Source organism: Rathayibacter sp. VKM Ac-2926, from assembly GCF_022815565.1.
GTDB classification, from domain to species: Bacteria; Actinomycetota; Actinomycetes; order Actinomycetales; family Microbacteriaceae; genus Rathayibacter; species Rathayibacter festucae.
The window spans coordinates 303,985-319,104 of record NZ_JALGRS010000002.1 but is presented as its reverse complement, the minus strand read 5'-3'; the positions used below and the strand labels follow the sequence as shown (position 1 = coordinate 319,104).

Here is a 15,120-nt window from a genome sequence, read left to right as displayed (position 1 = left end):
CGCTACCCTTGATGCCATGACCCTGGACTCCGCTCTCTCCGGCGCGCCCGAGAACTCCCCTGCTCCCGGGAGCTCGCCCGTCTCGTTCCCGGAGGCGGCCGGCCGGCCCGGTGCGGAGTGGTGGCGCACCGCGGTCATCTACCAGATCTACCCGCGCTCCTTCGCGGACGCCGACGGCGACGGGATCGGCGACCTCCCCGGCATCACCTCGCGCCTGGACAGCCTGGCCGAGCTCGGCATCGACGCGATCTGGCTCTCGCCGTTCATGACCTCCCCGCAGAAGGACGCCGGCTACGACGTCGCCGACTACTGCGACGTCGACCCGCTCTTCGGCACGCTGGCCGACTTCGACGCGATGCTCGCCCGCGCCCACGCGCTCGGGATCCGGGTGATCGTCGACCTCGTCCCCAACCACTCCTCGAGCGCGCACCGCTGGTTCCAGGCCGCACTGGCCGCTCCCGCCGGCAGCGACGAGCGCGCCCGCTACCTCTTCCGCGACGGCCGCGGCGCCGCCGGCGAGCTGCCGCCGAACAACTGGGAGTCGGTCTTCGGCGGCCCCGCCTGGACCCGGGTCACCGAACCCGACGGCACCCTCGGCCAGTGGTACCTGCACCTCTTCGACACCTCGCAGCCCGACTTCGACTGGACGAACGAGTGGGTGCGCGAGCGCTTCCGCGAGGTCCTGCGCTTCTGGCTGGACCGCGGCGTCGACGGCTTCCGCGTCGACGTGGCGCACGGGATGATCAAGGCCGAGGGCCTGCCCGACTACACCCCGCCCGCGGACAGCGGCTCGATGGGCGGCGTGGCGCCCGGCGACGACGCCGAGCCCGTCACCGCTCCCTACTGGGCGCAGGACGGCGTGCACGAGATCTACCGCGACTGGCATGCGCTGCTCGCCGAGTACCCGGCCGACCGCGTGCTCTGCGCGGAGGCGTGGGTGCAGCCGCTCTCGAAGCTCGCCCGCTGGGTGCGCCCCGACGAGATGCACCAGGCCTTCAACTTCGCCTACCTCGAGACGCCGTGGGGCGGACCCGCGCTGCGCGACATCATCGACTCCTCGCTGAGCTCGTTCGCCGCGGTCGGCGCACCCTCGACCTGGGTCCTCTCGAACCACGACGTCGTGCGCCACGCCAGCCGCCTCGCCCTCACCTCCGACAACCCGCAGGGCTACGGCATCGGCCCGCGCACCCCGGGCCTGCCCGACCCGGTGCTCGGCCTCCGCCGCGCGCGGGCCGCGACCGCCCTGATGCTCGCGCTGCCCGGCTCCGCCTACGTCTACCAGGGTGAGGAGCTCGGCCTGCCCGAGGCGATCGACCTGCCCGACGCGGCGCGCCAGGACCCGACCTGGTTCCGCACCGGCGGCGAGCGCTACGGCCGCGACGGCTGCCGCGTGCCGCTGCCCTGGGAGGCCGACGCGCCCGCCTACGGCTTCAACGACTCCGGCGACTCCTGGCTCCCCCAGCCCGGCGACTGGGCGCCGTTCGCGCGCGACCGCCAGACCGGCGTCGAGGGGTCGACCCTCGAGCTCTACCGGGCGCTCCTCGCGGTGCGCCGCGCGGAGGACCTCGGTTCGGGCGCGATCGAGTGGCTCGAGGGCTACCCGGAGGACGTCGTGGCGTTCCGCAACGGCGGCGTCACGGTGATCGCGAACACCGGCTCATCGCTCGTCGAGCTGCCGGTCGGCACGGTCGTGCTCTCCTCCGAGGAGCTGCACGAGCCGGCGCTGCCGGGCGACACGACGGTCTGGCTGCGCCAAGACTGACGTCCCAGAGTTCGATCTGCAGGTGATCCGCCGCCGCGGGCTGCGCTGCCGCGGCGGAACGGGTGCTGCGACGCGGATCGCCTGCAGATCGAACGGGAGCGGGCGGGCCCGCGGCGGCTCAGCGCCCGGCGTTCGCCTTGAGCCAGAGGTAGGAGTCGACCTTGGTCACGCCGTCGAGGCGGATCTCGAAGTGGAGGTGCGGCCCGGTCGACATGCCGGTCGTGCCGACGAGGCCGAGCAGCTGGCCGACCTTGACCGGGTCGCCCTCGTTGACCGCCGCGCTGCCGTGCTGCATGTGCGCATAGACGCTGGAGACGAGCTGGCCGTCGATCTCGTGGTCGACGATGACGTGCACGCCGAGCGAGCCCTCGCCGTCGATCACGGTGCGGACCACGCCGTCGGCGATCGCCTGGATCGGCGAGCCGTTGCCCGGGTTGAAGTCGGTGCCGCCGTGGTTGACCGAGCAGCCGGCGCAGTTGCGGTAGCCGAAGCGGTCGCCCACCGGCACACCGACCGCGAAGGGCCACTGGATCGAGGCGTTCGGGTCGTTGGTGAAGCCGGCGTCGGAGGTGCGGACGATCGCGGACACGTCGGTCTGCGTCTTGCGCTCCTGCACGCCGAAGCCGTCGCGCGCGACGGTCTCGGCGCTGACCTCGCCGGTCGTGAAGGACTGCGCGCCGCGGTCGACGGTGCCGCCGGGCGCGACGACGAGGTTCTGCGCCTGCACCTCCTCCGCGGTGAGGAGCGACGTGGCGGGCAGCGAGGTCGCCGCCACCATCGCGGCGACGAACGACAGCGCGACGAGCCCGCCGATCCGGCGGCTCGACCGCACGGGTCGCAGCGGCGCGACGCGGGGTGCGGAGACGGGCGCCGGCGGCGCGGAGCGGACGGAGGCGACCCGCAGCTCGGCGTCGCGGAGCTCGGCCGGGCCGACCGCCACTCCCTCGGCCTGGACGTCGGCAGCGAGGGCCTCGGCGCGCTCGCGCTCGCGCAGCTCGCGACGGGTGAGGGGTGGGAGGGATTCGCCAGGGGTCGATGCGGGGGCAGCGGGCAAGGGCGAATCGGGGCTCACGAAATCCGGATCTTCCGTCGGGGGCGGGGGACGAGCGGCACTCCGCCAGGGAGTCGAAGCGCTTCTCGGGGATCCGCGACCGCATCCTGTGCGAATGTCACGAATTCATAAAGGATAACCACGGACTCCCGATCCGGCCAGAGCGGGTCGTCGAGAGGCCGGATCCTCGTCGCCGGATCCGCGCTCGGCGCTCGGATCCTGCGCGATCATGCGCGCGCATGCACCGACTTCGCGCGGAACCGGTCCCCGATCAGACCTCGTCGGCGCGCAGCCGCCGCAGCAGAGCCTCGAGCTCGCTGAAGATCGGCTCCGGGGCCGCGATCAGCAGGCCGTTGCCCGCCGGGCGGCCGTCGAAGCCGGCGACGATCGCTCCGGCCTCCTCCGCGACGAGGGCGCCCGCCGCGAGGTCCCACGGGTTCAGCCCGCGCTCGTAGTACGCGTTCAGCGACCCGGAGGCGACCGCGCAGAGGTCGAGCGCCGCCGAGCCGATGCGGCGGATGTCGCGCACCGAGCCGAGCAGCTCCTGCACGACCGCGCCCTGGCGCATCCGGCGCCCGGCGTCGTAGCCGAAGCCCGTGCCGACCAGCGCCAGCGAGAGCGAGGCGGGCGGAGAGACGTGCAGCGCGACCCCGTCGCGCTCGGCCCCGCCACCCTTGCTCGCGGTGTAGACCTCGCCGGTCGCGCCGTTCACGACCGCCCCGGCGAGCGCCGTCCAGGTCTCCGGCTCCGGCTCGCCCTCGACCACGGCGATGCTGACCGCATAGGAGGGGATGCCGTAGAGGTAGTTGACCGTGCCGTCGATCGGATCGACGACCCAGGTGAGTCCGCTCGTCCCGCCGCCCGCGCCGGACTCCTCACCGAGGAAGCCGTCGTCCGGCCGCGCCTCGGCGAGCCGGCGGCGGATCAGCTGCTCGACCTCGCGGTCGGCGGCCGTGACCACGTCCTCCGGCGACGACTTCGAGGCGGCGATCTCGACCCCGTCCTGGCGGCGCTGCCGGGCGAGGTGCGCCGCCTCGACGGCGATCGAGCGGGCGATGGCGAGGAGGGAGGCGTGGGCGCTCATGCGTCCAGCCTAGGGACCGGCCGGTCCGGCGGGGACGGACGCGGGCGGGGCGGACGGCGACCGGGCCCGCGGAGGATCATGGGGGCATGAGCGCCGCCGTGACCCCTCAGCCCCCGATCGCCGTGACCGGAGCCACCGGGGCGGTGGGCGGCCGCGTCGCGCGCCTGCTCGCCGACGCCGGCCTCCCCCTCCGCCTCCTCGCCCGCGACCCCTCGCGTGCGCCCGAGCTGCCGGGGGCGACGGCCGTCCGCTCGTCCTTCACCGATCCGGGCGATGCGCTCGACGGCGTCCGCCTCCTGCTGATGGTGTCCGCGGCCGAGAACGAGGACCGGCTCGCCGAGCACCTCTCGATGGTCGCGGCCGCCGCCGCCGCGGGCGTCGAGCACGTCGTCTACACGTCCTTCGCCGGCGCCTCCCCCACCGCGACCTTCACGCTCGCGCGCGACCACGCCGCGACGGAGGAGGCGATCCGCGCCTCCGGGATGTCGTGGACCTTCCTCCGTGACAACCTCTATCTGGACTTCGTCCCCGCGATGCTCGGCGACGACGGCGCGATCCGCGGCCCGGCCGGCACCGGCCGCGCGGCGATCGTCGCCCGCGAGGACGTCGCCCGCGCCGCCGCCGCGATCCTGCGCGCCCCGGAGGAGCACCGCGGCGCGACCTACGAGCTGACCGGTCCCGAGGCCCTCACCTTCGACGAGATCGCCGCGGTCCTCACCGCCGCCGGCCGCCCCGCGGTCTTCGTCGACGAGACCCTCGAGGAGGCGCGCGCCTCCCGCCGCCGCTGGAACGCCCCCGACTGGCAGCTCGACGCCTGGATCAGCACCTACACCGCCGTCGCCGCCGGCGAGATGCAGCACGTCTCCGGCGACGTCGAGCGCCTGACGGGCCGCGCCCCGCTCTCGCTCGCGCAGTTCCTCGCGGCGCCTAGATCAGCATGAGCTCACGGCGCCGCAACGGACGAGCAGCAGTCGACCGCGCGGCGAACGGCCCTCCCCCTGCTGGTCGAGTAGCGCCACAGGCGCGTATCGAGACCCGCCGTCATGAGCAGGGCGGGTCTGCAGACTCATCCTGCTGACGTGGGTGGATCTCGATACGCCCGCTGCGCGCGCTACTCGATCAGCATGAAGGCGCCTGCCTGCACATGCTGGTCGAGCAGCCGCGACCCGCGGCGCATCGAGACCCCCGTGATCAGCACGGCGGGTCTGCGGACGCGGGTGGATCTCGATACACCCGCTGTGCGGGCTACTCGATCGGCATGAGCACTGAATGCCGCAGCACCTGCATGCTGGTCGAGTAGCGCCGCAGGCGCGTATCGAGACCCACGCGCGCGAAGGACCGGGAAACGGAGGAAGCCCCGCCACCCGCCTCGTGGAGGCGCGTGCGGGGCTTCGGTCGCAGTGCTGTGGCGAGTGAGGGATTCGAACCCCCGAAGGCTACGCCGTCTGATTTACAGTCAGATCCCTTTGGCCGCTAGGGTAACTCGCCGTCGCGCACCCGACCGGGAGTCATGCTCTCGACCGAAGGCGCTGGACAAGGATACCCACGCGCTCCCCGGATCGGAAATCGGCCTCAGCCCGCCGCCGCGGCGTAGCGGGACGCCGCCTCGGCGACCTTGCCCGCGTAGCTCGTCGCCGGGTTGTAGGCCGCGATCGCGTCTCGCCAGCCGGACTGCGTGGTGAGGTCGCCGCCCGCCTGGCAGAGGTAGCGCGCCGCGGTGACCGCCTGCTGGTCGACGTTCTGCGGGTCCCAGCCGCTCGATGCCCAGCGCATCCAGGTGGCGGGGATGATCTGCAGCGGGCCCATCGCACGATCGGTCTCGGGGTCGCCGTCGAGCGCGCCGCCGTCGTTGTCCTCGACGCGGTCGAACCGCGTGCCGTCCAGCGAGGGTCCGTAGATCGGCTCGGTCGGGCGGCCGTCCTCGCCGAGCTCGCCGCCGAAGATCGTGCCGTGACGGCTCTCGACGTAGCCGATGCCGGCGAGTGTCGCCCAGTCGAGGCCGCAGCCGGGGTCGACGGAGGAGGTGAGCAGCGCCGCGCCCGCGTAGGCCGTGAGCGCGCGCACCGGGATGCCGCTGCCCTCGGCGGTGCCGGCCAGCCAGTCCCCGCTCGTGAGCTGTCGCACCGGAGTCGCCGCCGTCTCCTCGGGGTCCTCCAGCAGCGCCGGGTCGGCCGCGGCGGGAGCGGCGGCCGCCGGCGGCACCGTCACGACTCCGTCCTCGTACTCCACCGCGGGCTCCGCGGGGCGGGTGCAGCCGACGAGCACGAGGCCGACGAGCGGCAGGATCAGCAGGGCGGGGAGGCGGCGCACCGTCCATTCGTACCAGGCGCGCCTCCGGATCGGCCCGGCCGAGGCGCGAAAGCTAAGCTCGGAGGCATGGCAGATTCAACGTTCGACGTCGTCAGCAAGGTCGACAAGATGGAGGCGGACAACGCCCTCAACCAGGCCCACAAGGAGGTCGAGCAGCGCTACGACTTCAAGAACGTCGGCGCCTCGATCGCGTGGAGCGGCGAGAAGATCCTGATCAAGGCGAACACCGAGGAGCGGGCGAACGCCATCCTGGACGTCTTCCAGACCAAGCTGATCAAGCGCGGCATCAGCCTGAAGAGCCTCGACTCGGGCGAGCCCTTCGCCTCCGGCAAGGAGTACCGCATCGAGTCGACGCTCAAGGACGGCATCGATCAGGAGCAGGCGAAGAAGATCAACAAGCTGATCCGCGACGAGGCCCCCAAGTCGGTCAAGTCGCAGATCCAGGGCGACGAGCTCCGCGTCTCGTCCAAGAGCCGCGACGACCTCCAGGCGACGATGGCGCTGCTGCGCGGGGCCGATCTCGACCTCGACCTCCAGTTCGTCAACTTCCGCTGAGGGATGTCGCACTCCGAGAGCACGCAGACCCGCCGCGGCATCGACGCCCCCGACGCTCGAGGCCGCACCGGCCTCGACCGCGAGGGCTACGACCTGACCGGCAACCCCGACGTGGTCGTGAAGTCGGTGACCCTCCTCTCCAGCCACTGGTACGTCCTGCGCACCACCGAGTTCGAGTACCGGCACCGCGACGGCCGCTGGACCACCGAGCACCGCGAGACCTACGACCGCGGCAACGGCGCGGCCGTGCTGCTCTACGACCTCGAGGCGCGCTCCGTCGTGCTCGTGCGGCAGTTCCGCTACCCCACCTACGTCAACGGCAACCTCGACGGCATGCTGCTCGAGGTGCCGGCGGGTCTGCTCGACGAGGACGGTCCGGAGGAGGGCGCGCGCCGCGAGGCGTCCGAGGAGACCGGCCTCGAGGTCGGCCGGCTCGAGCACGTCTTCGACGCGTACATGAGCCCCGGCTCGATCACCGAGATGCTGCACTTCTACGCCGGCCCCTACCGCGCCGGCTCGAGCGACGGCGTCTACGCCGGGCTCGCGGACGAGGGTGAGGACACCGAGCTCGTCGAGCTGTCCTTCGACGAGGCCCTCGCGCAGATCGGCGTCCAGATCATCGACGCGAAGACGATCATGCTGCTGCAGTGGGCGGCCCTGAGCGGCCCCTTCTCGCGCTGACGCCGGGGGCCATATCGCGCCGAGGCGGGACATCCATGGTGATCGAGTAGCCCGCGGAGCGGGCGCATCGAGATCCACCGGCGCCAGAGGATGAGCCTTCAGGCCCGCCCTGCGGAGGACGGCGGGTCTCGATACGCCCCTGCGGGGCTACTCGACCAGCATGAATCTCCTGCTGACCGAGCAGCCCCGGAGAGAGCGCGACTCATGCTGATCGAGTAGCCCTCGAAGCGGGCGTATCGAGATCCACCGTCGTCCGGAGTCCGGGGTCTCGAGACGCCGCTTCGCGGCGGCTCGACCAGAAGAGGCTCGTCGAGGGCCGTCCGGTCAGGCCGTGTACGCCCGCAGCGCGTCGCCGGTACGGGTCTGCGCACCGGCGACGAGGTCGGCCGGCGTCCCCTCGAAGACGATCGACCCGCCGTCGTGCCCCGCGCCCGGGCCGACGTCGATGATCCAGTCGGCGTGCGCCATGAGCGCCTGGTGGTGCTCGATCACGATCACCGAGGAGCCGGAGTCGACGAGGCGGTCGAGCAGGCCGAGCAGGTTGTCGACGTCGGCCAGGTGCAGGCCGGTCGTCGGCTCGTCGAGGATGTAGACCGAGCCCTTCGAGGCCATGTTGATCGCGAGCTTCAGCCGCTGCCGCTCGCCGCCGGACAGCGTGTTCAGCGGCTGCCCGAGGGTGAGGTAGCCGAGCCCCACGTCCACGAGGCGGGCCAGGATCGTGTGAGCCGGCCCGGAGCCGAAGAACTCGGCCGCCTCGACGATCGGCATCGAGAGCACCTCGTGGATGTTCTTCCCGCGCAGCCGGTACTCGAGCACCTCCGCGGTGAACCGCTTCCCCTCGCACTCCTCGCAGATCGACGAGACGGTCGCGGCCGGGCCGAGCTCGGTGAAGATCAGCCCGGCGCCCTTGCAGACCGGGCAGGCGCCCGCGGAGTTCGCACTGAACAGGGCCGCCTTGACGCCGTTCTCTTTCGCGAAGGCGGTGCGGATCGCATCGAGCACGCCGGTGTAGGTGGCGGGGTTGCTGCGCCGCGAGCCGCGGATCGGCGACTGGTCGGCGACGATCACCCCCGGCCGCTTCGCCAGCGAGCCGTGGATCAGCGAGGACTTGCCCGACCCGGCGACGCCCGTGACGACCGTCAGCACGCCGAGCGGCACGTCGATGTCGACGCCGCGCAGGTTGTGCGTGGACGCGCCGCGGATCTCGGCGAAGCCCATGGGCCGCCGCACTTCGCTCTTGAGCGGCACCCTGTGGTCGAGGTGCCGGCCGGTGAGGGTGTCGGACTCGCGCAGCGCCTCGACCGAGCCCTCGAAGCGGATCTCACCGCCGTGCGAACCGGCTCGCGGCCCGAGGTCGATGACGTGGTCCGCCACGGCGATGATCTCCGGCTTGTGCTCGACGACGAGCACCGTGTTGCCCTTGTCCCGCAGTCGGCGCAGCAGCTCGATCACCCGCGAGACGTCGTGCGGATGCAGCCCCGCCGTCGGCTCGTCGAAGACGTAGGTGATGTCGGTGAGGCTCGAGCCCAGGTGCCGCACCATCTTGACCCGCTGCGCCTCGCCGCCCGAGAGCGTGCCCGACTCGCGGTCGAGCGAGAGGTAGCCGAGCCCGACCTGCACCAGCGCGTCGAGCGTGCCCAGCAGCGCCTCGACGATCGGGGCGACGGAGGGGTCGCGCACCCCGCGCAGCCACTCCGCGAGATCGGTCGCCTGCATCGACGAGCACTCGGCGATGTTCCGACCTTCGATCAGCGAACCCAGGGCCGCGCGGGTGAGCCGCGCTCCCCCGCACTCCGGGCAGGGGCCGAAGGCGGCCACCCGCTCGGCGAAGGCACGGATGTGCGGCTGAGCCGCCTCCTTCGCGAGGTACAGGCGGGTCACCTTGACCACGAGGCCCTCGTAGGTCATGTTGATGCCGGCGATCGGCATCTTGACGGCCGGCTTGTACAGGAAGTCCTCGAGCTGCTGCGGCGTGAAGTCGGCGATCGGCACGTCGGCGGGATAGAGCCCCGACTCGGCGAGGCTCTTCCAGTACCAGCCGCCGACGACGAAGTTCGGGATCGCGTCGAGCGCACCGCCCTCGAGCGACTTCGAGCGGTCGAGCAGCGCGTCGAGGTCGATATCGGAGACGCGGCCGGTGCCCTCGCAGCGCGGGCACATGCCCTCGGGCAGGTTGAACGAGAACGCCCCGCTGGTGCCCACGTGCGGGTCGCCGATCCGGCTGAAGAGGATGCGGAGCATCGTGTAGGCGTCGGTCGCGGTGCCGACGGTGGAGCGGCCGTTCGCGCCCATCCGCTCCTGGTCGACGACGATCGTCGCCGACAGCCCGTCGAGAGACTCGACGTCCGGCCGGGCCGGCGAGCCCATGAACTGCTGCAGGAACGCCGAGTAGGTCTCGTTGATCAGCCGCTGCGACTCGGCCGCGATCGTCCCGAAGACCAGCGACGACTTGCCGGAGCCCGAGACACCCGTGAACACCGTGATGCGGCGCTTCGGGATGTCGACGTCGACGCCGCGCAGGTTGTTCTGCCGGGCTCCGCGCACCCGGATGACGTCGTGCGGGCTGCTGCCGGGACTCGTCGCGGGCAGGTCGGGCATCGTCATCGGGTCTCCGTCCGTCAGCGGTGCCCGAAGCCTAGAGGAGGCCTCCGACGTCCGGGAGTCGCCGAGGGCGACCGGGCCGGAAGGGCCCCCTCAGCACCGCGGTCTGGTGCTCACTGGTCGTGGCCGGCCCACACGACAGTGCGGGTGCTCTGCTGCCAGGGCTTGTCCGTGGGCCAGCTGCGCAGGGTGATGGTCTGCGGATTCGGCATCGGCCGGTCGAAGGTGACGCGGAAGGCGCCGGTCACGTCGGTCGCGACCGGGGGCAGCGCTGGGTCCTCGCCGAGGCGGAGCTGGACGCTCTGACCGGCGGGGACGACGCCCTCGATGCCGGTCGCGGTGAGGTGGAGGATGCGGATCGGCGAGCCCTCGACGCTCTCCGGGATCCGGGCCGGGACGGTCGGTCCGCCGTCCAGGACGATGCGCTCGGCGATCGTGTGGTCCTTGAACGTGGCGACGAGACGGGTGCTGCCACCGGGCGCATCCGGTCGCGCGGTCAGGGTGAAGTGCCCGTCCGCCGCGGTGACCGGATCGGAAACAGGGAGTCCGTTCTTGTCGGCGTCGATGCTGTCCTGGGGCATGGTCTGCAGCTGCACGACCGCGCCCGCGGTGACGGTGCCGATCACGGTGCGGCCCTCGACGCGGAGGTCGGGTCCCCACTCGACGACGGGCTCGGGCTTCGCCTTCCCCGTCGTCGTCACGGTGACGGTCTTGCCGGTGCTCGCGAACCCGCCCGTATCGGTCGTCGAGGAGTACAGCTCGTAGGTCGCGCTCGTCCCCGGTTCCTGGAAGCCCTTCTCGTTGCGGCAGACCCAGAGGCCGACCGTGTTGACCTTCGTCGCCCCGCAGACGAGGGCGTGCGTGTTCGGGTTCCAGATCTGCACGAACGAGCCCGGCGTTCCCGTCCCGGTGAACGAGGTCACCGAGTCGACGGTCGCCGCAGCTGCGGGCGCGGTGAAGCCCCAGTCCCGCTGCACCTTCGCGACGGTGGCGAGCACCTTCTCCTCGGTCACCATCGGCGTCGCGAACGCGTTCTTCGACGGCGCCCACAGCGGCAGCGCGTCGAGCGCGTGCCGGTAGCGGCTCTGCATGGTCGTCCGGATCGAGCCCAGCGGGGTCGTGAACTCGTCCACGTGCACGGGCGTCGGGTCGGTCGTGGGCAGGGCGTCGAGGTCGACGTGGTGCTTGAACCCGTTGATCGACACGCCCCCGTTCTCGTTCATCGTGTCCGCCCACTTCTTGCGGAACTCGGTGAACACGGCACCGTTGTTGTACACGTCCAGCAGAGCATCCAACCCCTGGTCCAGACTGAGCACCCCCGCTTCTGCGATCCGGGCGAGCTCCTGATCGGTCGCCTCCCGGATCAGGCGCTTCTGCTCCTGACCGTCCCCGGGGCCACCGCCGGTCGTGAGGTCCTCGCCCGCGCTGAGCTGCTCCAGATCGACCTTCGTCTGCAGATAGTCGGCCCGGTAGCGGGCCTCCTCCATCCGGTCCGAGACCGCGTCGCGCATCGCGTCGGCCATCGCACCCGCTTGCTTCTCCAGCGACGGCAGCGCCCAGTCCTTGAACGCGATCGCCATCTGCTGGCCCGCATCCATCGCCCCTTCAACGGGCGACGTGCGCGACCAGATCGACGCCGCCGTGTACAGGATCATCAGCGGTGCCAGCTCCGGGATCGCGCTCGCCACCAACCCCACCATCGAGAAGATGTAATCCGTCGAGCTGCCACCCTGATTGAACGCGATCGTCGACGTGATGAACCCGACCACCGCGCCCGCACCACCGACCGTCGTCGCGATCCGCGACCCCAGCATCGGCGCGATCGTCGTGACGATGTCCGCCGTCGTGTTCGTGATCGACAGCGCACTCACATCCCCCTGCATCAACCCCAGAACATCCAGCCCGATGCCCGCCGCGCTCAGCGAGTCCGACCCCGCGAGGAACCGGAACGACGCCCGCTCCAACCCCGACACGACCTTCGGATACCGCGCCCACACCCCCGACGCCAGACCCGGACCATGCACCTGCCGGATCGCATCCCCCACCGGATCCGCCAGCACCCGCCGCTGCACCGCCCGCGGACCCTCGAACGCCGACCTCACCTCCGCCGCCACCCGCGCCTCGACCGCCGCCGCCCGCTCCGCTGTCGACGGCCTGCGCGCCGTGACCGCGCAGGTGAGGCACGACTCCCCCGAGCCCGTCCCGGGTCGGTCCTCGGACCCGGCGGAGGAAGAGGACCGGCTCCGCGACCCCTCCGGCGATGTGGACGACGAATCCAGCGGCTGCGGCGCCTCCCACGTCCCCTTCGCCGGCACGACATCGGTGCGCCCCCGCAGGTCGGACGCCTCCCAGTCGTCGAATCCGCGAGGGACGACGACGTCGAGCGTCGTGAGGTACTCCCCTCCGATGGTGAGGGTGCTCGGGTTGTACTCGGGGCGCGTCACGACGCCCCGCTCGCGCGCGAAGGTGACCTCGGTCGGCGGATGCAGCGCCATGCTCAACCGGGCCGCTGCGGTGCGGAGCCAGCCCTCGCGCTGCCCCGCTGGGGTGTCGGCGGCGACGGACCTGTCCGTCGCGTGATTCTGAGCTCGCAGGAACCACGGGTCCACGCTGATCGAGGGGAACTCCTCGGCCGTGAACACCGGCGCTTCCCCGTTCGGGCCCGGCGACGTCAGGACCGTCCGTGCCTCGGTCAGCCCGCGCGGCCCCCCGTGCGCGAACAGCTCGGTCAGCTTCTCCTGGATCTCGCCCTCACCGTCCGCGGGACCGGTCAGTGGCCACGTCGTCCACTCGGGCGTGACGACCCAGGCGTCCCCCGTCGGCTCGGCGCCGCCCGCCGCCGTGACCGCGTGCATGAGCTCGTGGTGCACGGCCGTCTCGGCGCTCAGCAGCCGACCCGCCCCGGACGCGGGGTCGAACCACATCGACCACGTCGAGTCCCCGTCCCCCCAGAGGTCCGGACTCAGGTTGACCAGGCTGCCCACCCCCTCGATGTCCCGGCCGAAGCTCGTCGCCGTCGTGTCTCCGACCGCGCCGGACGAGCGCTCCGCGAACACGATCTGCACGTCGGACCTCACGGCTGCGGAGCCGTCCGTCCCCGCGACCGTCCAGACGTCCTTCGCGCCCGGGCCGACGAGGTGCGGGATCGCCTTGAGCTCCGCTGCGCCCGTCGGAGTCGCCCGGATCCGGTCGAGGACTCCCGAGACCCGATCCACCAGCGCCTGGAAGCGATCGTCCGTCAGCACCGATCCATCGGGGTCGAGTCCGTTCGCCCGCGACGACGGGATCGTGTTCGTGACCCCGATGCCCGGCGCGACGCGGACGACGCGATAGGCGAAGTGCGACTCCGGCTGGTGCAGGGTCAGGCCGTCGGCGCCCGGACTGCGGACGTCCACGTGGTGGGTCGGCGCGCTCGCACCGGGCGGAGGAGGCGGCGTCATCGCCTGCGCCGGCGGTGCCAGCAGACCGGCCAGCAGTGTCAGAACGACGGCGACGCCCGTCGTCCTCGCTCGACGCGTCCGACCGTTCACCGCTGCTCGTGTGCTCATCCCAGGGACGGTAGCGATCCCCGGGAGTCCGCCGCGGGGATGCTCGGCGTCCTGGCGCGCGGCGGACGCACGGAAGGGCCCCCGGATCGCTCCGAGGGCCCTTCCGAAGGACGCGCCTCAGCTCGAGACGGTCTCGCCGCGCGAGATCGAGATCATGTCCTCGCGCGGGACGACCTTCACGCGGACGCGGCCCTGCGGAGCGCCGAGCGCCTGCTCGTGCTCGTCGAGGCGGTGCCAGCCGTCGAGGTCGGTGTAGGCGACGCCGCGCTCCTCGAGCAGGGCGACGACCGCCGACTCCTCGGGGTGCGCCGGGGTCCACCAGGACGCCTGGTCGTTGAGCACGTGCCCGACGGTCTCCATCGCGTCCGACTTGGTGTGCCCGATCAGGCCGACCGGTCCGCGCTTGATCCAGCCGGTGGCGTAGACGCCGTGCACCGGCTCGTCGTTGTCGTCCAGCACCTGGCCCTCGCGGTTCGGGATGACGCCGCGCATCTCGTCGAACGGCAGGCCGTCCAGCGGGGAGCCGAAGTAGCCGACGGCGCGGTAGACGGCCTGGACCGCGATCTCGCGGATCTCACCGGTGCCGCGGGTGCCGCCCTCGCCGTCGGGCTCGGTGCGCTCGTAGCGGATGGCCGAGACGCGGCCGGTGCCGTCGTCGACGAGCTCGAGCGGCTTGGCCCAGAAGTGCAGGTGCAGGCGGCGCGAGGCCGAGCCGACCTCGCGGGTGCGCCACTGGTTCAGCACCCGGTTGATCACCATGACCTGCTTGTTCGTCTCGATGGCGGCCTGCGAGGCGGCGTCGAGCACGAAGTCCTCGTCGGCGACGATCATGTCGACGTCGCGCAGCTCGCCGAGCTCGCGCAGCTCGAGCGGGGTGAACTTGACCTGCGCCGGTCCGCGGCGGCCGAAGACGTGCACGTCGGTGACGGGCGAGGCGGCGAGGCCCTCGTAGACGTTCGGCGGCACTTCCGTGGGCAGCAGGTCCTCGGCGTGCTTCGCGAGCATCCGCGAGACGTCGAGCGCGACGTTGCCGTTGCCGATCACGGCGACGGAGGAGGCCTCGAGCGGCCAGGTACGCGGCACGTCGGGGTGGCCGTCGAACCAGCTGACGAAGTCGGCGGCGCCGTAGGAGCCCTCGAGCTCGACACCGGGGACGTCCAGCGGGGCGTCGCGGATCGCGCCGGTCGAGAAGATGACGGCGTTGTAGTGCCGCTTGAGGTCCTCGAGCGTGATGTCGGTGCCGAAGTGCACGTTGCCGAAGATGCGGATGTCGCCGCGGTCGAGCACCTCGCGGAGCGCGGTGATGATGCCCTTGATCCGCGGGTGGTCGGGCGCGACGCCGTAGCGGACGAGTCCGTAGGGCGCCGGCAGGTGCTCGAACAGATCGATCGAGACGTCGTACTTCTTCTCGGCCTTGATCATGAGGTCGGCGGCGTAGATGCCCGCGGGACCCGCGCCGACGATGGCCAGCCTGAGCTTGGTCATTGCATTCCTCCTGCCGGGGCGCCGAGGCGCGTCTCCGGACTCA

10 protein-coding genes and 1 tRNA gene are annotated in these 15,120 nt (G+C 72.0%); 4 read left to right on the top strand and 7 right to left on the bottom strand.

The window, feature by feature from the left end; all coding sequences use genetic code 11:
- Positions 1-16 precede the first annotated feature (16 nt).
- Complete coding sequence (locus MT351_RS03950) at positions 17-1,762, top strand: alpha-amylase family glycosyl hydrolase (RefSeq protein ID WP_123737414.1); 1,746 nt, start codon at positions 17-19, stop codon at positions 1,760-1,762.
- Between the two features lie 118 nt (positions 1,763-1,880).
- On the opposite strand, the gene MT351_RS03945 is transcribed toward MT351_RS03950, so the two are convergent.
- The gene (locus MT351_RS03945; protein WP_132437549.1) at positions 1,881-2,816 is read right to left on the bottom strand and encodes a M23 family metallopeptidase; all 936 of its coding nucleotides are present in this window, start codon (positions 2,814-2,816) and stop codon (positions 1,881-1,883) included.
- Between the two features lie 268 nt (positions 2,817-3,084).
- Positions 3,085-3,897, bottom strand: coding sequence for an inositol monophosphatase family protein (locus MT351_RS03940; protein ID WP_123737416.1), 813 nt, complete (start codon positions 3,895-3,897; stop codon positions 3,085-3,087).
- A gap of 86 nt (positions 3,898-3,983) precedes the next feature.
- Between MT351_RS03940 and MT351_RS03935 the strand changes: the two genes are divergently transcribed.
- Positions 3,984-4,838 (top strand): SDR family oxidoreductase, encoded by an 855-nt coding sequence (locus MT351_RS03935; RefSeq protein ID WP_243581322.1) that lies wholly within the window; start codon positions 3,984-3,986, stop codon positions 4,836-4,838.
- 465 nt (positions 4,839-5,303) lie between these two features.
- Here the strand turns inward: MT351_RS03935 and MT351_RS03930 are convergent.
- Both MT351_RS03930 and MT351_RS03925 read right to left on the bottom strand, forming a co-directional pair.
- Positions 5,304-5,385 (bottom strand) — tRNA-Tyr (locus MT351_RS03930).
- Positions 5,386-5,469: 84 nt separating this feature from the next.
- Positions 5,470-6,207, bottom strand: a complete 738-nt coding sequence (locus MT351_RS03925; RefSeq protein ID WP_243581321.1) for a hypothetical protein — start codon at positions 6,205-6,207, stop codon at positions 5,470-5,472.
- Positions 6,208-6,273: 66 nt separating this feature from the next.
- On the opposite strand from MT351_RS03925, the gene MT351_RS03920 reads away from it, so the two are divergent.
- Positions 6,274-6,762: a YajQ family cyclic di-GMP-binding protein gene (locus tag MT351_RS03920; RefSeq protein WP_123447856.1), complete on the top strand. Its 489-nt coding sequence runs from the start codon at positions 6,274-6,276 to the stop codon at positions 6,760-6,762.
- Between the two features lie 3 nt (positions 6,763-6,765).
- On the top strand, positions 6,766-7,443 hold the full coding sequence (locus MT351_RS03915; protein ID WP_123705333.1) for an NUDIX domain-containing protein: 678 nt from the start codon (positions 6,766-6,768) through the stop codon (positions 7,441-7,443).
- 324 nt (positions 7,444-7,767) lie between these two features.
- Here MT351_RS03915 and MT351_RS03910 read toward each other — a convergent pair whose 3' ends face one another.
- The 3 genes from MT351_RS03910 to MT351_RS03900 all read right to left on the bottom strand — a co-directional run bounded on the left by MT351_RS03910 (position 7,768) and on the right by MT351_RS03900 (position 15,077).
- The gene (locus MT351_RS03910; protein ID WP_374204743.1) at positions 7,768-10,041 is read right to left on the bottom strand and encodes an ATP-binding cassette domain-containing protein; all 2,274 of its coding nucleotides are present in this window, start codon (positions 10,039-10,041) and stop codon (positions 7,768-7,770) included.
- Positions 10,042-10,157: 116 nt separating this feature from the next.
- The gene (locus MT351_RS03905) at positions 10,158-13,592 is read right to left on the bottom strand and encodes a hypothetical protein (protein WP_243581319.1); all 3,435 of its coding nucleotides are present in this window, start codon (positions 13,590-13,592) and stop codon (positions 10,158-10,160) included.
- Between the two features lie 117 nt (positions 13,593-13,709).
- Positions 13,710-15,077, bottom strand: a complete 1,368-nt coding sequence (locus MT351_RS03900) for an FAD-dependent oxidoreductase (protein ID WP_123732849.1) — start codon at positions 15,075-15,077, stop codon at positions 13,710-13,712.
- Positions 15,078-15,120: the final 43 nt, after the last annotated feature.

Excerpts from the sequence above, each read along its gene's own strand:
- MT351_RS03950 (WP_123737414.1), top strand. The coding sequence starts at position 17 with ATGACCCTGGACTCCGCTCTCTCCGGCGCGCCCGAGAACTCCCCTGCT.
- MT351_RS03940 (WP_123737416.1), bottom strand. The coding sequence starts at position 3,897 with ATGAGCGCCCACGCCTCCCTCCTCGCCATCGCCCGCTCGATCGCCGTC.
- MT351_RS03935 (WP_243581322.1), top strand. The coding sequence starts at position 3,984 with ATGAGCGCCGCCGTGACCCCTCAGCCCCCGATCGCCGTGACCGGAGCC.
- MT351_RS03920 (WP_123447856.1), top strand. The coding sequence starts at position 6,274 with ATGGCAGATTCAACGTTCGACGTCGTCAGCAAGGTCGACAAGATGGAG.
- MT351_RS03915 (WP_123705333.1), top strand. The coding sequence starts at position 6,766 with ATGTCGCACTCCGAGAGCACGCAGACCCGCCGCGGCATCGACGCCCCC.
- MT351_RS03910 (WP_374204743.1), bottom strand. The coding sequence starts at position 10,041 with ATGCCCGACCTGCCCGCGACGAGTCCCGGCAGCAGCCCGCACGACGTC.
- MT351_RS03905 (WP_243581319.1), bottom strand. The coding sequence starts at position 13,592 with ATGAGCACACGAGCAGCGGTGAACGGTCGGACGCGTCGAGCGAGGACG.
- MT351_RS03900 (WP_123732849.1), bottom strand. The coding sequence starts at position 15,077 with ATGACCAAGCTCAGGCTGGCCATCGTCGGCGCGGGTCCCGCGGGCATC.